Origin of the sequence: Nodosilinea sp. LEGE 07088 (assembly GCF_015207395.1) — a bacterium.
GTDB lineage: Bacteria > Cyanobacteriota > Cyanobacteriia > Phormidesmidales > Phormidesmidaceae > Nodosilinea.
In genome coordinates this window covers 15,361-34,647 of the sequence record NZ_JADEWX010000027.1, presented here as the reverse complement: position 1 = coordinate 34,647, position 19,287 = coordinate 15,361, and the positions used below count along the sequence as shown (strand labels likewise).

16 protein-coding genes are annotated in these 19,287 nt (G+C 52.0%); 4 read left to right on the top strand and 12 right to left on the bottom strand.

The window, feature by feature from the left end:
* Nucleotides 1–3 precede the first annotated feature (3 nt).
* From IQ254_RS09200 to IQ254_RS09185, 4 genes are read right to left on the bottom strand one after another with little or no spacing between them, the layout of a single operon-like run.
* Nucleotides 4–813, bottom strand: a complete 810-nt coding sequence (locus IQ254_RS09200) for a hypothetical protein (RefSeq protein WP_193965872.1) — start codon at nucleotides 811–813, stop codon at nucleotides 4–6.
* The gene (locus IQ254_RS09195) at nucleotides 810–3,614 is read right to left on the bottom strand and encodes a hypothetical protein (RefSeq protein WP_193965871.1); all 2,805 of its coding nucleotides are present in this window, start codon (nucleotides 3,612–3,614) and stop codon (nucleotides 810–812) included. The genes IQ254_RS09200 and IQ254_RS09195 overlap by 4 nt, the downstream gene beginning before the upstream one ends.
* Nucleotides 3,607–3,915: a hypothetical protein gene (locus IQ254_RS09190; RefSeq protein WP_190707025.1), complete on the bottom strand. Its 309-nt coding sequence runs from the start codon at nucleotides 3,913–3,915 to the stop codon at nucleotides 3,607–3,609. The genes IQ254_RS09195 and IQ254_RS09190 overlap by 8 nt, the downstream gene beginning before the upstream one ends.
* A gap of 1 nt (nucleotide 3,916) precedes the next feature.
* Nucleotides 3,917–4,357 carry a hypothetical protein gene (locus IQ254_RS09185; protein WP_193965870.1) on the bottom strand — a complete coding sequence of 147 codons (441 nt, stop codon included), beginning with the start codon at nucleotides 4,355–4,357 and terminating at the stop codon, nucleotides 3,917–3,919.
* A gap of 490 nt (nucleotides 4,358–4,847) precedes the next feature.
* Here IQ254_RS09185 and IQ254_RS09180 point away from each other — a divergent pair, with 490 nt between their 5' ends.
* The 3 genes from IQ254_RS09180 to IQ254_RS09170 all read left to right on the top strand — a co-directional run bounded on the left by IQ254_RS09180 (nucleotide 4,848) and on the right by IQ254_RS09170 (nucleotide 7,496).
* Entirely contained in the window at nucleotides 4,848–5,276 is a 429-nt protein-coding gene (locus IQ254_RS09180) for a hypothetical protein (protein WP_193965869.1), read from the top strand.
* A gap of 280 nt (nucleotides 5,277–5,556) precedes the next feature.
* The gene (locus IQ254_RS09175) at nucleotides 5,557–6,021 is read left to right on the top strand and encodes a hypothetical protein (protein WP_193965868.1); all 465 of its coding nucleotides are present in this window, start codon (nucleotides 5,557–5,559) and stop codon (nucleotides 6,019–6,021) included.
* Nucleotides 6,022–6,125: 104 nt separating this feature from the next.
* Nucleotides 6,126–7,496 (top strand): IS4 family transposase, encoded by a 1,371-nt coding sequence (locus IQ254_RS09170; protein WP_193965867.1) that lies wholly within the window; start codon nucleotides 6,126–6,128, stop codon nucleotides 7,494–7,496.
* Between the two features lie 25 nt (nucleotides 7,497–7,521).
* Here IQ254_RS09170 and IQ254_RS09165 read toward each other — a convergent pair whose 3' ends face one another.
* A complete protein-coding gene (locus IQ254_RS09165) occupies nucleotides 7,522–7,761 on the bottom strand; it encodes a helix-turn-helix transcriptional regulator (protein WP_228040418.1) in 240 nt (79 codons plus the stop codon).
* A 158-nt stretch (nucleotides 7,762–7,919) separates the two neighbouring features.
* Between IQ254_RS09165 and IQ254_RS09160 the strand changes: the two genes are divergently transcribed.
* A complete protein-coding gene (locus tag IQ254_RS09160; protein ID WP_193965866.1) occupies nucleotides 7,920–8,216 on the top strand; it encodes a hypothetical protein in 297 nt (98 codons plus the stop codon).
* Between the two features lie 21 nt (nucleotides 8,217–8,237).
* On the opposite strand, the gene IQ254_RS09155 is transcribed toward IQ254_RS09160, so the two are convergent.
* The 7 genes from IQ254_RS09155 to IQ254_RS09125 all read right to left on the bottom strand — a co-directional run bounded on the left by IQ254_RS09155 (nucleotide 8,238) and on the right by IQ254_RS09125 (nucleotide 19,260).
* On the bottom strand, nucleotides 8,238–9,413 hold the full coding sequence (locus tag IQ254_RS09155; protein WP_193965887.1) for a cysteine desulfurase family protein: 1,176 nt from the start codon (nucleotides 9,411–9,413) through the stop codon (nucleotides 8,238–8,240).
* A gap of 39 nt (nucleotides 9,414–9,452) precedes the next feature.
* Nucleotides 9,453–10,436, bottom strand: coding sequence for a phospholipase D family protein (locus tag IQ254_RS09150; protein ID WP_228040412.1), 984 nt, complete (start codon nucleotides 10,434–10,436; stop codon nucleotides 9,453–9,455).
* Nucleotides 10,423–12,228, bottom strand: a complete 1,806-nt coding sequence (locus IQ254_RS09145) for an ATP-binding protein (RefSeq protein WP_193965865.1) — start codon at nucleotides 12,226–12,228, stop codon at nucleotides 10,423–10,425. Before IQ254_RS09145 ends, IQ254_RS09150 begins: the two co-directional genes overlap by 14 nt.
* Before the next feature lie 2 nt (nucleotides 12,229–12,230).
* The gene (locus IQ254_RS09140; RefSeq protein WP_193965864.1) at nucleotides 12,231–13,841 is read right to left on the bottom strand and encodes a DEAD/DEAH box helicase; all 1,611 of its coding nucleotides are present in this window, start codon (nucleotides 13,839–13,841) and stop codon (nucleotides 12,231–12,233) included.
* A gap of 180 nt (nucleotides 13,842–14,021) precedes the next feature.
* Nucleotides 14,022–14,825: a phosphoadenosine phosphosulfate reductase family protein gene (locus IQ254_RS09135; RefSeq protein WP_193965863.1), complete on the bottom strand. Its 804-nt coding sequence runs from the start codon at nucleotides 14,823–14,825 to the stop codon at nucleotides 14,022–14,024.
* Nucleotides 14,822–18,331, bottom strand: a complete 3,510-nt coding sequence (locus IQ254_RS09130) for a hypothetical protein (protein WP_193965862.1) — start codon at nucleotides 18,329–18,331, stop codon at nucleotides 14,822–14,824. The genes IQ254_RS09135 and IQ254_RS09130 overlap by 4 nt, the downstream gene beginning before the upstream one ends.
* Complete coding sequence (locus tag IQ254_RS09125) at nucleotides 18,328–19,260, bottom strand: DUF4007 family protein (RefSeq protein ID WP_193965861.1); 933 nt, start codon at nucleotides 19,258–19,260, stop codon at nucleotides 18,328–18,330. Before IQ254_RS09125 ends, IQ254_RS09130 begins: the two co-directional genes overlap by 4 nt.
* Nucleotides 19,261–19,287 lie beyond the last annotated feature (27 nt).

Sequence of the window (19,287 nt, the reverse complement as noted above, 5' to 3'; positions counted from 1 at the left end):
GTCTCAGTTTCCAGAGGTATCAGTCCCCAGGGCACCGGGGATGTAGATCGGAGCCTGAGCAGAGCCGGAGATCGAAATCTGTCGCTCCACCCGTTCACGGCGGTTAGTCTCGTCGATGCCTTCACTGGTGTTGGCGGCGAGTTGGGTGAGCATCCCCTGGAGCTGATGGAGCTGCGTCAGTGTCGTGTTGTTTTCAGCCGTGAGCTGGGTTTGCTCGTGAAGCAGGGCTGCCACGGACGCTTGAATCTGGGCATTTTGCTTCATCACGTCCTGGGTGACGTTCATGCCCTGGGCCGCTTCGGCCATGGATTGCACCTGCTGGGTGCGGGCCTGACTGTCTTCGAGCAGAGCTGACGTTTGCTCGGCTTGGGTCGAGAGTCGAGTCTGGCCCTGATCACCCAGCCAAGGCGAGGCCATTGAGCGGGCCACCTCCTGGTCGTAGCGGTTGGCTAGCTCGCGTTGTTGAGTGGTGGGGTCAGTTCCGAGGATGCTTTGAATCGGTACCACCTCGTCCATTCGTACTCGGGTCGGGTCGGGCAGGTTACTACCTAAGGCCGTCTTCAGCGCTTCCCACTGGTCGCCCAAAACATTCTGAAGTGTCTCTTCAGCTAAGGCCGTCGTCTCTTCGATTTGGGCCAGGATGTCTTCTAAAGGATTGGACAGGTTTTCTATTGCCCAGTCTTGCCACTGCTGGCCCCAGCCACCGGGCTGGAGAGAGGCACGAGCGGTGCCAATGCCGAGGAGGCCCAGACTGAGGCTGGTGCCAAGGATAAGGCGATACCGGATGCGTTTGCGTTTTGATTGAGTCGTCATGATGACCTCCGAGGGGTTGTAGATTGGGGCTGATGACCGCTTGGAGCCAGTTCAGCCGCTGAATGAATCAGTTCAAACTGAGGGGTACTCACCGCGATGGTGTCGAGGGATTGACCACTGCGCAGCGCCTGGACGTAGGCTTTGGCAAAAGCGGCATACCCGGCAAACTTGTTGGGATGCTGGGCCAATACCCGCTGGCGAGCGCGTTGCTCTTTTGGGTTATTGGCCACCGCCCCGAGCAATTCGGGAGACGGGTAGTGGGCGCAGGGGGTGAGCCTGGCATCGGCATCAAGCAGCCAGTGGGAGCAGAGCCGACCGGGGCTGATGCGAAAGGATTCTTCGGTGTTGGGCCGCAGCAGGCTGGGGTCGTAGCCGAAAAGCCGCTGGTAGGACGGCAGGGCGTTGGGCTGAATCGCTCCGACCAGGCGGGTGTTGAGGTTTTGCAGGATCTGCGACCCGGCCACCGATTGGGCGATGGTATCAGGGTCCTGGCCAATAATCAGGGGGCGAATGCCGGACTTGGCTCCGTTGGCGCAGACCTGGCCGATGATCTGGGCGATGCCGTTGTACTTAAACAGAATCGGGCTTTCATCAATGGCCAGCAGGGAGTCAGAGACTTCCAGCGCCCGGCGGAAAGCCATGGATTGCGCCGAAAGCGCCAGCACGGCCGCTTCGATGTTGTCGCCAACATTGCGGAGGGCGAAGACGGTGAGCCGGGCATCGGTGCGGATGGTGGAGGGTTGGGAGATAGCTTTGCCCACCCGGCTGGAGAGCCAGCCTCGCAGTTCCAGCAGAATGGTGGCGACGGCTTCATTGAGGAGAGCAGACTCGACCTCCAAATCCAGGTTGGCGACGGTCTCCACAAAATCGGCCAGAGTTGGCATTTGCTGCCAGGCAGAACTTCCAAAGCCATCCTCAAAGGCCGCGTCATAGCGAGCCAGGATTTGGGGAGTCTCAAAGAAGGTGGATAAGGCTTGCCAGAGCACAGTGTGAACCCGCTTACCCAGTTGGTTATCGGTCTCGGTCCCCATCACCATCGTGTCGAGGGCTTTAACCAGGAACTCCTTGTAGTCGTCCAGGCGCTCTTGCCGTTGGGCATCGGGCAAGTCTTTTAGATCGGGGATCTGAAACAGATTGTTGCTCTCAGAACCGATGTCGAAATAGGCTCCCTGGTCGCCGAAGAACTTCACCAGGTCAGTGTAGGTGGTGGTGCCATCGGGTTTGGGATAGTCGAGGGAGATGACGTTCATGCCGTTGGCGATCGCCCACACGAAGATCTCCGCCGCCAGCACCGACTTCCCGCTGCGGGTCTCCCCGAAAATCAGCATCCCCCGGTGCTGATTCACAAAGTCCAGGTAGACCGGCATCTGGCCCTCGCGGGTGATCAGCTCAATGCCCCGATTGTCGATAGTCCGGGGACAGGCTACCGGCATCAGCCCAGGGGCTTCGTTGGTCAGATACATCTGTCTGCGGCCATCATCGATCAGGCGATCTCCGACAATTGGCAGCGATCTGAGCCACAGTTGCCAGGCAATCTCGGTCTCGCGAATGAAATCGCCCTGGTGGAAGGCGTTGGTCAACTTTTGGTAGGCTTCGGCCAGGGACTCTGGAGTATCCCGATGCAGCAGCACCAGACCACTGACCCAGATAGGCAAGGCTCCCTCGTAAATTCGCTCTTGAGCTTCGACCCCCTGCTTGACTCGCATTTGAGAGGCCACATCCACATCCCTCAGGAGGTTGGCACGGAACGTGGCGGTGACACTTTGTTTGGTCAGCCGTTGCAGGGTGACGCGGGTCATCATGCGGTCGGCAGCGGCGAGTTCGCAAATGCATTCGCAGTCGGGGAACTGGGCCAAGGCTTGCCAGAGGTAGTAGAGCTGATGATCAGGAGTGGTGAATCCGGCGGGTTTGGACTCCAGCACCACAGCTCCCACGAATTTCCCCTTGACCTGCACCCACTGGCGGTCGGCCTTGGGATGGCTGGGTTGACCGTTCTCCCCGCGAATCAGGCGGGAGGTAGCGTGTAGAGAGTCATGGATGATTTCGTTGAGCTTGGCGTCGCCATTGGCATCACTCAACTCCAGACATTGTGGAACTTCGGGCGTAGAGCTGGAGTTGAATTGAGTCCAGAGGTAATGCCACAGATCCTCGGTTCCCATCGGGGTAACCTGAAGCCCCATGCGGGCATTGAGCTGCTGCTCCCAGTGCAGGTAGCCATCGGTAAAGCCCTGGGTCAGAAGCTGCACGTAGGACTGCTGTTCGTTCTGTTCTTTCAACCCCTTAACGGTGTCGTACTGGGACACGACCCAGGCCAGCAGCTTTTCAACGTGGTCGGCACTTTGCTCTTGCCCCGACCCGAGTGGGTAGGTGGCGAAGAGGTACAGCTGCTTGGGTTGTCGCTGCTTCTCGGTGGTTAAATCGCGGGTGGCGCGTTGTTGAGCCAGCAAAAGGAACTGGCTTTCCAGGGTGGTGGTGGTTTGAATCAGGGTTTCGAGTGACTGTTGGCGCTCCCTGTCATCGGCAAACGATCGCCAGTGAATCCGCAGCCGATCGCCCGGTCGAAATCCCTTGAGGCCATCTTCCAGTCGCTTCAACGTGGGTTCTGCCTGCCCCGGCTGCAGCTGGGTATGGATGCCGCGACTGCGAAATCCAAACACCAGGCTGTATTGCCTCTGGTGCTTGAGCAGATAGGCTCCGACATTGCGTTCCCGCAGGTTTAGGCGGCAGAGGCATTCCAGGTGCGATTCATCTTCAAAGGGGCGAAAGCGATAGCGTTGCGTTCCAAGCCTTGGTTTACTCATGGTGGTTGGATAAATGACGCTGATAGGGCACATGGCCCCGTTTCCAATCGGGTACGGGTACGAACTTGTGGGTAAAAAGCCAGGTCTTTTCGCCGACCACCACCCACCAGGTGGAAATACCCCAGGTGCTGAGCAGCAGAAATGGGACAAACCCCAGCCCCAGCAGCACTTCAATCAAGATGTAGAAACCGACAAAGATGCCGCCCGAGGGGGCCAGCAGGTTAGCCGGAATGGGGCCAAGCGAAGGCTGACGGCCTAGGCTGGGGTTGACCGGGCAGTACAGACGAGAGTCGTCGCTCATGTCAGGCTCCGAAGAATAGGCGGCTCAACCCTTCAACAATGACGACGGCGGCAATGATGATGAAGGCGTTTTGCAACAGCGGTTGCCACTGTTCGCCCCGTTGGGCTTGATACACGGCGAAGAACACAAAGCCGACCGCCGAGACCCACACCACCAGGCGCAGGATGCCGAACATGAAGCTGATGATGTCGCCGTCCAGGTATTGCCCGAAGATGCCCTGGGCCTGATCCTCAACGGTGTCGAAGAGCTGGGCCATGGCCGGATTGGCGTGGCTGGTGATGCTGATGAATAGCAGGATGCCAGTCACGATGCCTAGCAACGTCCAGCCGCTGAGGCCACGGAATTTGATGTGGTCAAGTTGCCTTCCAGCTCTAGAAAGAGCTTTACGGCTGCGCTGAAACAGAGGCATCAAATGCCTCACGCGGTTAGATACAACATTCATATCTCCTACTCCAAGCGATGCGGACGTAGGTAGATGGCTCCCTGTGCAGATTGAGTAGGACGATTTTTGGCAGGGGTGACAGATCGTTGGTCTCGCCACCCGCAGGTCAGAGATGGATCTTTATCAGGAACTTAAGGCTGGCAGCTCAATCTTTATCGTACTTTTTAAGTAAAAGTATTACTTAGTGATACTGGTCTAGTCTTCTTGAAAAGTAAAGCAGGTTTTAGATTTTGTTTACATTCTGAAACGTAAAGGTTTGAAAGGAATACCTTGAGCTCTATGTAAATTGGGCTTTTGGGCCTTGTTCAGAATGTTTTGCCGTGATTGAAGTAGTTGGTAGAAGTATGAGGAATTCATGATAAAGGTGATATGAAGCAGAGATAGGATCTAATTCGTCTGTCTTAGGGTTCTGTAAACCTAGAGTGCGCTGACTTTCGACGACCTGAGTAGGAGGCTAGGATAGCGGCAGTTGGTCTCGCCTTTATCCGCTATGGTCAAGTCGCCCGTGCCCCAAGACAAATCCCCATCCGACGCCTCAGAGAGCGGATGTCGCCCGACGTTCTACATGACTGCTGAACTGCTGGAGGCAATTGAGGCCCAGTGCGCGGCGGAGGGGAATCGCAAGCGATCGCCCTTTTTGGCCGAAATCATGGAACTGCTGCTCACCAGTGACGTGGGGGAAAGCCTGCGAGAGGGTGCCCAAAAGCACCGCCGCCCTCTGATTCATGAATTGGAAGCGAACCTGGTTCTGTTCAACGAACATATTCCAACAGAGAGAATTGTGGAGTTAGCGGAGGCGAGTCAACGCAATCCCGACCAGATGCTAGTACGCCTGGTGCTGCTAGGATTACGGGTCTATGAGCGAGCCATCTCGCGCATGGAAGTGGAGATTGAGGGTGGTTCAGAGTTGATTTCGTAAAGCTCAGAACAGTTTTCAATCTTTCGTCCGGATTTAGCCAATCGATCTAGTACAGCTGATGTACTGGTGATTTTTGCTACGCGTTCATTTGCGTGGCATAGTGACGACCTGCTTGCCCCCAGGCAGGCGTTGCTGACATCCCCAGATATTCATGATCCGCAAGGTCGGTGGGCTGGAATGAATCGCGATTTGCGTAGACACTTTGGGGGCAAGTCATTGGGGCACGTTCCCGAGCTCGTTGCCGCTGATCTGAATGGGACGGTAACGGGGTAAGGGCATCATGGCTCGATTTTTGACGCGCCGCTATGTGGCGGTGACCGGAGCGGAGGCGATTCGTCTGGCCGGGTTGGATGGAACACCGTGGGCCGAGATTCGACACGATGAGGATGTACAGCTCCTGCATCGGGAAGAATGGTGGGCCTGGTGGTCGGACGGGCAGCTGACGACAGCGATCAGTTTGCCGTCATCGCTATGCCCGCAGAGTCTTGCGCCTGATGCCGTAGCACTGATTTCGGAAGTGTTTGAGAGCTATGCCACAGCACCTCAGTGCGGATGGGAAACCCTGGCGCGGGTGGAGCAGGTGTTGAGCCGAGAGCGACAGCCGCAACCGGAAAGTGCCGGGGTTTATCAATGGGTCACCCTGGAGGTATTAACCGTGCGGTTTACGGACGGTTCGGAGGGCGTACTCCATTGCTGGTACGGGGGCCACGACGAGGGCTTTGAATGCCAGATTGAACAGGTGTAACCTGAGGACACTAAGGCTGAATGGCACTGACATAAGAGAGCAGAAAAGGCTTCAAGCGCTTGATCTGTAAAGATCGAAGCGTCGAAGCCCAAAACCATGTCTCTATGATGCCGAATCGTGCGGATGTCCTCAAGGAGAAATACCAAAACAGTATCGGTCTACCCTTTGCCGAGGTTCTACCGGAAGCCGACGTTCAGGCTGTACTGGACGAACAAGGCATCGCCTATCGCCAAGTGCTCTACACCCCAATGGTCGTGCTGTGGAGTTGGATCTCCCAAGTCCTTGATGTCGATGGCAGTCTCAGCCATGCGGTCAAGCGGGTGGTGACCTGGATGAGCCTGGCGGGCTTAGAGCCGCCGTCAGCCGATACCGGGGGCTACAGCAAAGCGCGTAAACGCCTGAGCGAGTCCATTTTTCCGCCCCTACTAAAGCGAGTGACGAGGGCGTTGCAGCGGAAAGTGTCCCCGGAACACCAGTGGTGTGACCGTCGGGTCAAGGCCTTTGATGCCACGACGGTGTTGATGAGTGATACCAAGGCCAATCAAGCGGCGTATCCCCAACACAGCAATCAGAAGGCGGGCTGTGGCTTTCCGCTATTGAAGCTTCAGGTGTGGTTTTGCGTGACCACCGGAGCCGTGCTGGAGGTGGCGACGGCCCCCTTTCGAGTCAGTGAATGGCGCTTAGCCCGCCAACTTTATCAGACGCTGCGGCCAGAGGATGTGGTGGTCGCCGATTCGGCCTATGGCACCTATGTGGATCTAGCCTGGGTCGCCCTGACGGGAACCGATGCCGTCTTTCGCAAGCATCATCAGCGTCGTTGTGATTTTCGTCGAGGCAAAAAATTAGGCATTGGCGACCACATCGTCCGGTGGCAGCGCCCTAAACAATGCCCTAACGCCCTCTCGGTTGAGGAGTTTGAAGCCTTACCCGAGTCGATTGAGGTGCGCGAAGTCTTTCTCTCCATTCAGACGCCTGGATTTCGACCGACCAACATCGTGGTGGTGACCACCCTGCTGGACCCCAAGCGGTATCGCAAAGCCAAATTGGCCGAACTCTATCACCTCCGCTGGCAGGCCACCGAAGTCAATCTCAGGCATCTCAAAACCACCTTAGCCATGGAGATGATTGCCGCTAAAACGCCCGCCATGGTGACCAAAAGTGTTTGGGTTCATTTGTTGACCTACAATCTGCTGCGGACGTTGATGTGGGATGCGACAGCCGACTCCGAGGTCGATGCTTTACGGGTCTCCCTTCAGGGCACGCGGCAACAATTCAATCACTTCCGACCCGAGTTCCTCCATCTCGCTCCTTCCCATCAACAGCGAGGCTACCAGACCTTGTTAAGCGCTGTGCAAGAGCTGATTGTTCCGTTTCGCCCCAACCGTTCAGAACCCCGAGTCGTCAAACGTCGCCCCAAACCGTTCCCCAGAATGCAGGAACCCCGCTCAGTCCTGAAAGCTAAGCTGGTATCTTGATAGGGCTTACGTCAGTGACATTCCACTAAGGCTCACTATTCATGTAGAGCTGCTTAAACTGGATTGCGGCTTCGGGGCTGATGCCTTCCAGCGCTTTTACAATATCCAATACTGTTTCAGAATTTGGATCGCGGACTTCGTTTACCCAGCGGTAGACGTTAGACCGACCAATGCCTAACTCGTTGGCAAGCTTGGTCTGACTGATGCTGTAATCCTCCAGCACTTGCCGGAGTACTCGTCCTGCTTTTCCCATGACTTTAATCATGTCAGAGGATTATTAGCAGGCATAGAATTGAGTCCCTATGGACTACAAAATATGTCATAATCAGCGCAAGAATCTGTAGTCCGGCAGGGCGACAGGTTTGGTAGCGCTCACCAGAGCGCTTGCTTTATCGATACTTGTAGTCCATTAAGGCGACAGCTATGCAAACTCAAGCTTTTCTTGGTCAATCTCAAGCCGCTGGTGAAACGGTTGGCGTCGAGGTTTGCGTTAAGCTCTACACCTACCCAAAACCTGACCGCGAGCCCGTCAAGGTTTTGGTGATTGGGTCTCGGGAGGCAGTGAATACGATTGTCAACTCGCTGCACCAGCTACGGTTCGCTGAGACTCTAGAGTGGACTGATTTTTTGCCTGCCCCTGCCGGCGAAAGCCCTATTCAGTTCCGGGATGGGGAAGTGATGAAGGCTTTGGTCAAATATTTGCCGCGCACCGAGGGCTGAAACGGTTTCGAGCCGCCAGTTTCAAGCCATCACCTGCTTTACTCCCTGTACTGCTTGAATTAGAATCTCTGCGGCTTGGTGAATATCATCATCGGTGGAAAACTTGCCTAGGCCAATTCTGAGGGCACCTTCGACGACGGACTCGGCTAGCCCCATCGCCCTGAGCACATGGGATGGGGTTTCCACGCCTGAAGAACAGGCGGAGCCAGTTGAAATAGCCAGGCTGTAGCGCACTCTGGCTATGATGGCGCTATTAGGAATACCGGGGATGGAGATGTGCAGGTTTCCAGCCAAGCGGTTTTGTGGATCGCCGTTGATAACTAGGTCGGGGATTTGAGCTTGGAGGAGAGTCTGAAGGAGCTCGCGCTTTTGCCCAATCTCAACCTCATCCTCAGCCATCTCTTCTGCCCGCAACCGACAGGCTTCACCTAAACCAACAATGCCTGGCAGGTTAAAGGTGCCAGGGCGCAAGCCTCTTTGCTGCCCACCGCCGTAGAGCAGCGGCTCTAGCCGATGGTCTCGACGCACGATCAGTGCGCCAACGCCTTGGGGGCCGTAGAGCTTGTGGGCCGACATGGCCAGCATGGTAATGCCCCATTCGTTGAACTGGATGGGGATTTTGCCTACGGCTTGGGAGGCATCGCAGAGAAGGGGAACTTGGTAGCGCTGGGCAATGTGGGCAATTTTCTCAATGGGGTAAATGGTGCCGACCTCGTTGTTGGCCGCCATGATGCAGAGCAGGTGAATGCCGCTGGCACAGGCTTTCTCCAACTGGTCAAGGTCAAGGCGGGCCTGGGTATCGACCGGAATATGGATCAGCTCGATACGCCCTTGTTTGTGGAGGGCATCGCAGGTGTCGAGGACGGCTTTATGCTCAACATTAGAAATGGCGATGCGGGGTTTGCCCTCACCCCCGCCCCCTCTCCCTGGGGAGAGGGAGGCAAGATGGTTAACGGTGCCTTGGATAGCGAGGTTGAGGCTTTCGGTAGCACCGGAGGTGAAGAGGATGTCTCTGGGGGTAGCGCCTACTAGGTCGGCAACATGGCGGGTGGCGGCTTTGACGGCGGCTTCGGCGCGATCGCCAGACTCATGATCAATGCTACTAGCATTACCAAACTCATGAACCATGTAACGGTAAATGTAATCCGCTACGCTTGGGTCTACTGGGGTTGTCGCATGGTAGTCAAGATAAATCATGGAAGAGTTTGGCTGAGCTATGGACATTTTCTTGTCTCCTCACCCAATAACGTTCTCTGAAGTAGAATTCTTTTTGACACGGTAGAACACCTCAGAATAATTAGGCACAGCAAGCGCGTAACGATCTGGAAGGAAGTGTCGTAACCAACGCATCAATGTCTGCCATACCCGATCAGAATTGAATTCAGGGATATCCGCGCAAGGTAAAGATTCAAGTAAATCAGTTACAGCACCGAATCTCTGAGGGGTTTCTACAAATTGGTCAACGCTCTGCACAATCGGCATTTGTAAAAGCAAAAAACCGACATAAGCAGTGAAAGCAGGCTTAGTTAAGGAGAGGGGAATTGATAGATGTAGCAAATCAGATTGAGCTGCTTCCCGTGAAGCGGATGTAAGCCGCTCTTGCTGACCTGAATAAGCAAGATAAAGGGCTTCAGGGTTTCGTAGCGTAGGCACCCAAGTCTCAGGCTTTATTGCTAGAGCTTGTTCTGGGATTGCTAGCGTCCTTGGTAGGTCTGGAGCAATCCAATTTGCATCAGGTCGACTTTGCTGAAGTTGCTCTACTACTACTTGCATTTGTTCATACAGCTCATCATCAACCTGAGTTTTATTTCGGTTCAGTTCTTGCTCGAAGGCTTGCAAAACTGGGTCATTAGCGAAAACAGGAATTAACAGCTCAAGATTTGAGCTAGGGGACCATCCTAATGCGGTTTGAGTTAAGTTAGCGGATCCAACTAAACACTGAGAATCAGCTCGATAATATTTCGCATGTAAATTTTGCCTTAACCAAAGTGAAGTGTTGGGCCGATCACACAGTGATGGCCATATTGTTAAATCACTTACTCCAGCTAAAACATCTTCAGGTCGCCAACGAGTTACACAATTAATGCAGATATGGGCATCTACTTCTTGTAGAAGTTGGGTTAGCGTGCCCAACTTAATAAAAGGGGCTACTAGCCACAGCTCTTTTTTGGCCGATCTACATAGTTGCTGTAACTGATGACCAATTTCAATCATCACCATCTAAGAATTCGCGAGCAACTCGTCCCCAATCAGCACGTGTATCTTGAGCCTGAGTGCGGCGTTTCCCTTCAGGCTGCTCATCTTCATAACGAGCCCAAGACATAAGTAGCAACTTTAACCCCTCTAGAGAGTTCTTAAGGCGTTGCTTCAACTCATCTGCTTCAACCCCTTCTACATCTTGCTCTAGAACTTCAATCAATTTCCCATATGCAGGATGATTGGTATTCAAAAGGATTTCAATTGAACCGCCTTTGAGCTTGACAGTAAAAAAAGCCGATGTTTCAAGAGAAGATTCTGCAAAGATGTATTTCAGTCCTGAATCAACAGTAGTCGCAGCGAGTGTATTAGCAACCTCCTTAGCAATTCCTGATTGTTCTAAGATTTCTTCGATTACTCTTTTACGCTCTTCTGGAGTCTTTGTCTCATCCCTGTCTGTTTCCCCTTGATGCCCTTCCTCTTGGCGTTTTTTTGTTGCCTGAGTTGCTTTGGCTTCAGCTACTGGCGGAGCATGTCGTTGGCGTTCTTGACGTTTACTCCCTTGAGTTTGATCTCTGATGGCTTTACGGAGAACGCTCAAATTTTTGCTAATACGATTTGCTAACTCTAAAAGTGGTGCTCTAGGATCTTCTTCATCTTCTAGCTCTTCTCTAACTTCTACGATCGTCCTTCCTTTGGTGAGAGAATCTAGATCAATATCTGCAAGCTCCGAAAAATTTCTAGCGAATTGTTTGTTATTCGTCACGCCAAACAAGTCATCTAGCGAAGGTGGAAAATCCACTTCTATTCCCCACCATCTTTCTACTGGATCATACTGAATAACCCAAGACTGATCGAGTTCAAGTTCTCGATCTGCACGTACTACAGATACCCCAATATTCTTCTTTGCATGTTGCCCATAAGGCCTAGAACCAGGATTATGACCTTGACGTGCTTCTTCTTTAGCAACTGAAACCTTTATTTTAACAGTATGCTCTTGTCCCCTAAAGCCAATAACGATATTTGCCTCTGAGCCAAAAAGGTCAAACATTGGGATGTCGTCATATGGTTCTGGACAGGATGTTTGATTCATTAAATATCCAGGATCATTAGGCTGGATCAGCTTGTCTATTAATGGTTGATCCGGCTTGTCGACATCAAAAGACATCATTCTGATGGCAACTTTTTTCCCCTCAACAAATCTACGATATATCCTGCCTATTAATAACTCTGAATTGTCAATAATAGTCTTAGAAGTTTTCCACATGCAGCGATCAATTTTTGACCACACAACCAGAGTGCCTGAGTTTCCAAAGCTTTTCCCTACTTCTAGCCAGAGGCCAGGAATAGCCTTAGGAACCGGTTCCGGTACTTCTGTCTGTTGACGAGCTTTAATGTCTGATAAATCCAGAAAACTATGTAGAGCATTTGCTACTCCATCTTGCCAGGTCCAAACATCAACTCTTTGACATTGAGAAATAGATGAACAGGGCAATCCCATTCCAAAACGTCCAATACCTGTATGCTTATCCTCATCTAAGTAAGTTCCATTGCCGAACTGAAGAGCAAGCCTAAGTGTGTCATGATCCATTCCTGAACCACTATCTAAAACCGCAATTTCGGAAATTCGCATACGTTTTCTCTGGCCACCTAGATGCTCTTTCTCACCACAAAGCAGCTCTAGACTCGTTGCACCAGCCTGAATAGCATTATCCATAAGCTCTGCGATCGCGTAAGCCGCATTCTTATAGCCATTGTCACGCATTGCCTGAACGGCTAGATGAGCAGGCACAATATCGTAGTCATTAGATGCCATAGTTAATTTCTCCAGACGTCTTCCCAGTTTGTGAACGCTTCAGCAACTGCCCCGAACCCAGGTAAACCTGTATCTACTACTGTCACAATTTCAGCAGTCTCGTTACCACCTGCACGAATCCCACGAATTGCTCTGCCTACCATTTGGCTATAGAGCACTAGAGACTTTGTCGGACGCGCAATGATGGCTGCACTGGTTAAAGGGGCATCAAAACCAGTGGTCAAAACACCGTAATTACATAGAATTTTACTTTCTAGTGTGGAATCCTTGTAAGAGCAAATGAGCCGATTGCGCTCGGCAGCAGGAGTCTCACCTGAGATTGAGAAAGCATTCAGCCCCCTTGCCTGTAATACCGAAGCTAACAGATGCGAGTGTTGCACGGTGATTGCGAACACCAAAATTCGGATGTGACGTTTAGCTAAAGTTTCTACCGTGTTGATGATGCTGAGATTGCGTTGCTCGTCCTCAGCAAGCTGATTGAGAATTTTAGGCGGTAGTTCTAATACTTCCTCAACATACTTCAGATCGGCAGGAGTCATGCTAAGCCCACTTTCGTAAAGCAGAGGTGTATAGGTTGCTCTCGCAAGATAGCCCTCTGTTACCAGGTAATCTACAGGGTTGCTATAGCCTGGAATGTCTAAAGTTACTTTGCGGCGAGCAAAGAAGTCTGCCAACTCCTCATCAGCCGCAATGTCTGACCAAGTTCGTCCGGGCGTAGCAGTGAGCCCAAGTAATGATGTTTGTGGGAAAGGAACAACCAAAACATCTAGTATGAGCTTATAGGTTTGTGCAACAGCTTGATGAGCCTCATCCATAACCACAAGGGAGCAATGGCTACCAAGCAATCCAAGAAATTTCAAACTTTTCTTGAGCGTGCTGTAGAGCTTAGACAACCCTGCAACTACGAAGCCATCTTTGGTCTGTTCAGGATCTAATGTGTGACTTCCCCAATAGCGGTAAACATTGATTTCGCGATTGCCAAGATAGCCCCACGCCTTTTGGAACTCACCTACAGCTTGTTCACAGAGTTCCTCACTATAAGCTAACCATATGACAAGTGTTGGTTCACTGTTACGCAAGTGCTCAGCAATAATGTTCATGGCAGTTCGAGTTTTGCCAGAACCAGTAGGCATGTGAAGCAAAGCACGCATTGGTTCTTGTTGAAGAAGTTGTTTGATTTTGCTAACTGCTCTGCGCTGATGAGAAAAGAGAGGATAAATTGATTGCACAACTTCGGTAGAAGGCAATATATTATCTTCTTCTCTTTCAGGAATGGTTAGCTCAAAGAAATCAAACAAGGCACGTTCTCGAGCAGAGCTACTAGAAACTGAAACTTCTTTTAGACGTTGATAACAATCTCCAGTAGTTGGCTGCCCTAATACAGCCGCTAAAATTTTAATTTCTTCTGGACGTAATAGATCTATTAATGAAGCACGGCTGTCTTTAGCAAGCAGAAGTCCTTCGCGAGAACGCAATTGAACCAAGAGCTCTCTTAAGTTCGATGGAGTGGCTAAGCTAGGATCTAATAGTCGCAACAAACGCACAGCAGAAGAGCCGACAAGTGTCTGAAGTGTTAAATCATCCGCCCGTGACAGAAAAGTATCAAAATCCACAAAAAAATCTCAACCTTTTTCACTATTCAGTAATAATCATTGTGTTTTCTTCAGTGGTTTAAGAGTCGAAGATTTAAATATAAGTTCATAGCTTCTTGTCTCAACTTCTAATTCATTCAACTAAGGAAATGCTGCTCTCAAGATGGTTTCATGAGATTCTTGCTTAAGCGATTAGTATTATCATAGGTGACAGGTCAAACAGGGCATGACTTCATCCTCGTCATCTAAAACCATGCTCAAAGTCTCTGATAGAGACTGAAGTGGAGTGATAGATTGTGCTCTACTCATAGCTTTTTCGTGCTGAAGTATTATCTCTTCTTTGCGAGCTATTAATTCTAGTAAGGTTTCTCCTTCTGTCCAACTGTATGACCTCCCATCAGAATGTTCTTGCTCATACCGAATTGCTTCAGCAAATAAGTCTGGATGCTCCTGGGCAAGCATCACCCACTCATATTTGCGTTGAAAGAAACAGAAGAAGCAGCCTGAGCGGCTACGCCAGCGATAGTAGTCAGGCATTCCGATGCCACTTTCTTCTAATAGTCGAATAATATCTGCCTTAACTAGGCCATGCTCCTTGAAAGGAAAAACTGGTTTAATGTTCGGCTTAGTTGAAATATACCCATCCCGATTCTCGTCTGCCCGAATGCCGATATAGCTAATTGCTTCGTCATTTCCAATAAACTTCTCCAAAGGGAGAATCTTCATTTGCTTAGTACACCAGCGCATCTTGGGCGAAGGCAATGTGCCGCCGTAGACATCTAACCAGTGGTCGAATCCTCTCTCAGCCTCTAGTCGAGCAATTGTGATACCTAAGCGTGCCTCAATCCGGTCAAGGTATTCTTCTGTCTCTGGTAGCTCCTTGTGGGTGTCGCAAAAGAAATACTCAATCTGCAACTCTGGATGCTTTTGCCGCATGAGAACAGCAAGGGCCGTACTGTCCTTACCTCCAGAGAGCCCCAAAATGTGTCTTACAGGTTTAGTCATACCGCTAGCTCTTGCCCCTTACTTGGCTTACCCACTTTCCTAGCTACATCTAACTCATTCCGGGAATCCTTAACATTTATCCCCAGAACTCTTTCGCTTAGCTTAGCGATAAAAGCCTGTTGTAGCTTAGGGCTATCCTTTATTTCAGGCATAGATAGAGCTTTATCAACCATCTTGTTTATAAGGTCTTCATTCTCTCTATCGACCCAAATAATCTGTCGAATTTCTTTACCATTCGACTCTGTCAGAGTAATGCGCTTAGCCACAAAGCCTTCGGTAGGTATGTTGGCCTCTTTTTGTAGCGCCTCAAGGTTCCTAAATCGGCGTACTAAATCGCTAAGGGCCAGCTCAAACCTAGTGATATCCTCGTCAGCCCATGATTTTGGGGGTTTATCAGCCACAATCATGACTAACGCTTCTAGCCACTCTTGTTCAGCAGCGTTGTCATCCACTGCCGCGAAGATAAAGCGTTTTAGCACCGGCTCAATAACCTTGCCGACCATGGGCATTGCCTGCACTTGCAGATCTTCCCGGAGGTTCACCTCCTGTCTGACCCCAAACGCTTCGTAGAGCCTAGTCTTACAGAAACTCAGTAGAGCCTCATAGGCCGTCTGGATCTCATGCAAAGCCTGAACAAGCTGCTTGCGAAATGCCTTAGCGACTGTTCCATCTCCCTCCGAGGTCGTCATTGGCTCAAAACCACAGGCCTGCGGAAGCGACACAAACAGCAACTCATCCGGCTCTTGAGCCTGTTGCAGCACAGCGATCACTTGCTGGGCCTCATTACTTACCCGCTGAGTGGCCAACGTGTACTTAGGCAGCTTACGCACAAAGCTAAACAGGGGCTTAGCCACCACCAGCAGCGATGCATTGCGAACCCCTGACGGGGTTTTAGCATTGGGTGACTTTAGAATGCTCTCCAGTTCCTGGAATACCTGAGAGCGTAGACCCACCATCTCGAAATACTTCACCGAGAAACGGCTAGGGTCTTTGACCAATAGCTCAAAATGCTCTGGCCCCATCACCGGCACAAAAATGCCGTCTTTATAGAAGCCCACATCATCAACGTGATACAGCAGTACGGCGGCAAAGACCACTGGCACCATACCAGGCTTCACTCCGTAGGGGGGCTGCTCTAGCTGGCAGTAGAGGTCGCTAAGAGAACGCTGCTGCTGCTTGGCGCTTAGGCAAAAGGATTCAATGGCATCCCACAATGACCAGCTTCCTGATGTTTCTTTGGGTGGGTAAAAGCCCCACAGCCCCTCTTCTTGTCGGTAGATGCCCGTGGCCTCTAATACCGAGAAGTACACGGCTACCTCAGGGCCATAGCCCTCCAGCCCTAGACGAGGCTGATCGCCTCGCTCCAGCATGGCTTCCAATAGTTCTCGTCGGGCCTTAGAACCTTGGGAGGTGAGCACTCGACGGTTAATAAGTTCGTTGTCGAGAATTGGGGTTTGAGGGTAGGCGCGATCGCACACCCCAGATAGCACGGCCTGAAACGCCCTAGCACTGAGTATTGACTTCTGTTGCCCCTCAACCCAGCCGCGATTTTCGCCATTTGCCCAGTCAAAGGTCTGCCGCACGGTGTCATCTAGCAGCCGTTCTGCTTCAACTAGGCGCTGTTTGACTTCCCTTCGAGCAACACCGTCTTGGGTTAGCTCTGGGGCACTCTTCCAAATGACCTGAAGAGCTTGCAGCTCGCGGGCACGGGTGGCCAGTAAATCTAGCTGGGTAATTTCAACCACGATCAGCGGTTTACCCTCACGGGTAGTGGCTTGGCCACCCTCAAAGGGCACTCGATCTAACCAGTAGATGATGGTGCCATCGTAGTCGGCAGAGCAGCTATCTAGCTCCTCTAGATCAAGGCGGCTGTCGCCATAGCGCTGCCCAAAATAGCGCAGAGTGCCTGTAGCCGAATAGTGCCGTTGGGCGACCAAGGGCTTGAGGGGGTACGCCTGCGCCATCAGCTCAGCTAGGGGCGATCGATTTTGTTCTAGATACTCATAAATGGCAGCTTCCACATTAAACTCTGACCCCTGCCAGAGCCGCAGCTCTTCCATTTGCTTGCGGTAAGTAACTAAACTGCGCTTTTGGAGGTCTTGAATTGCCTTCTGCCAGCTTTTCAGAGCTTTATCTCGGGGGTCGTCGCATAGGGCGAGAGCCACCAGGGCTGGGGTAGCCCGTAGAGCCCCAGTGGTTGTAATTAAATTGAGGACGCCGATAGTTTTGAGGAGCTGAAGCGTTAAAGGGTCGCGATCGCGGGCATCTTCAATTAACCCCTGTACCTCTACCCAGCGTTGAAGATTGATGCGAGAAGATAGCCCCGTTACCGACTCGACAAAGTAGTCGTAGAGCTGATGTAGCTTCAACGTCGGTACATGATCGTCTTCAGCCAGGTTGTTGGCCAAAAACTCCTGTAGACCGTAAGGTTCATCGCTGGTTAAAAACGTGAATAAGGAGCGATCGTTCTGGGCGTAGCGGGTACAGAGAAGGGGGAGCACCAGGGCTGCGATCGGGTGAAGCGGATAGGCTGCTGCCAGCACCTCACTGGAAACGTCGTTCTCATTCAGTACCGGAGCTAACGCCTCAAACCAAGCATCAGCCTCATTGTGAATCGCACAAAGGATAGGATCGGCCTGGGAGCTGTCTATGGCTTGGCCAATCAGGCGGGTCATCTGGCTGGGTGACTCGGTAAAGGCGATATCTTCAAATCGTCCCTGTACCTTGGCCCATTCGCTCTGCTCAACCGCCGCCAAGCGCTCGCTATAGCCTGCAAACGACTGGTGCAGCAGCCCGATAAAATAAACCTGCTGGCTGTCGGGCAGCTCTAGTTCAGCGACTTGCTGAAGCAGGTAGAGATCATTGACGCCCTGGTTGTGAGAGGCATATTCTAGGGTCTTCCCCAGCTCATCTACAACCAAAAGCATCGGTGCACCCGCAGCTTGCACTATCTCCTTGAGCAGAGAGAGCACCTGCTGATTACTAATGTCGGGCTCCCGACTGCTGAGTTCTACATCCCAATCAGTAATTTGGGGCCAAAAATCTGGTTTAGGCTGGTCACGCCAGAATCGTTGAGCGGTATGAACTAATGCCCTCGCTACCGTACAGCTTAGGGGTTCTCGCTGGCCAGTAGCGACCACCCGCAGCAGACCTGCCGAGGGAATATGCTCGGCGATAGCCTGGTATTCTGCGCTATCTGAGTCAAAGGCCTGTTGGGCGATCGCCAGCGCCTCTTGTTTAACGGCAGTGCGATCATCCGCGCATAAAGTCGTAAGGTAGTGGGCAAAGGCCGACTTACCCGTGCCATAGACTCCGGTAATCGTCCAGGCGCGGTGAGCGCTGAGGTTGGTAAAGGCAGGTAATATACGCCGCAGTGCCCCTGCCGCTGCCTCCGTCGGCACATAGCCCTGCACTGCGTCCGGCTTATCGAGATCCCGCACCAAGTTGACCGAGCGGTAGTAGCGGCGGTTCAGGCTGAAGTAGGTGGAGAGAGGTTTTTGGGTCATGCCGCTTTGCCCTGCTGCTCGTCGTAATAGGTCTCCAGGATATCTAACGCTAGGTCTTCAACATCTGTAGTCCGAAAGTTAATTTGCAGCTTGCCCGCCGCATCTGACCAGCTCAGCTCCTTATATAGATATTTCACCCGGTCAACGGCGTCGCAGATAGCGGCCTCATTGAGCTTGAAGACAACTCCAGGACTGCCAGGGTCGTACAGCAGGTTACTAACAGGGATAGTGCGGGCCGTCGGATAGGTCTGATGGGCAAATACCAAAGTCGCGTAGACAACGACTTCCGCTGGTAGGTTTTGTTTTGGCCCAATGCGGAAGGCATAGTGACGGGTATCCCCAGCCGGTTGAATTAGCCGTAGCTCTGTAAAGGGGCAATCTAGAGACTCTTCCCCGGCAGAGGCCTTAGCGGGCTGCTCAGTGTACATCCGCAGAATGCAGCTCACATCTTTTTTCAGGGATGAATCGGCAATGCGGGTAATGGTGCGATCGCGATGCTCCCCCAGGTCATGGAACAGGTCATCGTAGGTAAACTCCACCTTATTGAAGCGGTTAAAGGCAACGTCCCAAGCTGTGGCGTAGCAGGGCGGCTGAAGCAGCTGCCAGTGTAGCAACCAAAGGGAAGCCGGATCCTCCAGGTAAGGATCCCATCCCGACTTACCCAACAATTCCTTACCAAACACAGTTGGCTCATCGTCTTCTAGCAAGCCAAAAGCATTGCACCAGTAGCGAATGGAGCGCACCATGTTCTTCCCAACGCCAAGCTGCACCGTGGCGTCGTCATCCAGAAAGATATTGCCATTCCGGCAAGCGCCGTCAAACCCTTTCTTCAGCCAGCCAAACCGAGGATGAAACGTCTCGTGCCGGGCAAAGACCGACAAGCTAGGGGCTTTGACCTCATCAATATCGCGCTTTGTTCGCCTAGCCATACATTCCGCACAGAACTTTTGTACTAA

Excerpts from the sequence above, each read along its gene's own strand:
- IQ254_RS09175 (WP_193965868.1), top strand. The coding sequence starts at position 5,557 with ATGGCTCGATTTTTGACGCGCCGCTATGTGGCGGTGACCGGAGCGGAG.
- IQ254_RS09150 (WP_228040412.1), bottom strand. The coding sequence starts at position 10,436 with ATGGTGATGATTGAAATTGGTCATCAGTTACAGCAACTATGTAGATCG.
- IQ254_RS09155 (WP_193965887.1), bottom strand. The coding sequence starts at position 9,413 with ATGATTTATCTTGACTACCATGCGACAACCCCAGTAGACCCAAGCGTA.
- IQ254_RS09200 (WP_193965872.1), bottom strand. The coding sequence starts at position 813 with ATGACGACTCAATCAAAACGCAAACGCATCCGGTATCGCCTTATCCTT.
- IQ254_RS09145 (WP_193965865.1), bottom strand. The coding sequence starts at position 12,228 with ATGGCATCTAATGACTACGATATTGTGCCTGCTCATCTAGCCGTTCAG.
- IQ254_RS09165 (WP_228040418.1), bottom strand. The coding sequence starts at position 7,761 with ATGATTAAAGTCATGGGAAAAGCAGGACGAGTACTCCGGCAAGTGCTG.
- IQ254_RS09170 (WP_193965867.1), top strand. The coding sequence starts at position 6,126 with ATGATGCCGAATCGTGCGGATGTCCTCAAGGAGAAATACCAAAACAGT.
- IQ254_RS09160 (WP_193965866.1), top strand. The coding sequence starts at position 7,920 with ATGCAAACTCAAGCTTTTCTTGGTCAATCTCAAGCCGCTGGTGAAACG.
- IQ254_RS09135 (WP_193965863.1), bottom strand. The coding sequence starts at position 14,825 with ATGACTAAACCTGTAAGACACATTTTGGGGCTCTCTGGAGGTAAGGAC.
- IQ254_RS09130 (WP_193965862.1), bottom strand. The coding sequence starts at position 18,331 with ATGACCCAAAAACCTCTCTCCACCTACTTCAGCCTGAACCGCCGCTAC.
- IQ254_RS09195 (WP_193965871.1), bottom strand. The coding sequence starts at position 3,614 with ATGAGTAAACCAAGGCTTGGAACGCAACGCTATCGCTTTCGCCCCTTT.
- IQ254_RS09185 (WP_193965870.1), bottom strand. The coding sequence starts at position 4,357 with ATGAATGTTGTATCTAACCGCGTGAGGCATTTGATGCCTCTGTTTCAG.
- IQ254_RS09180 (WP_193965869.1), top strand. The coding sequence starts at position 4,848 with ATGGTCAAGTCGCCCGTGCCCCAAGACAAATCCCCATCCGACGCCTCA.
- IQ254_RS09190 (WP_190707025.1), bottom strand. The coding sequence starts at position 3,915 with ATGAGCGACGACTCTCGTCTGTACTGCCCGGTCAACCCCAGCCTAGGC.
- IQ254_RS09125 (WP_193965861.1), bottom strand. The coding sequence starts at position 19,260 with ATGGCTAGGCGAACAAAGCGCGATATTGATGAGGTCAAAGCCCCTAGC.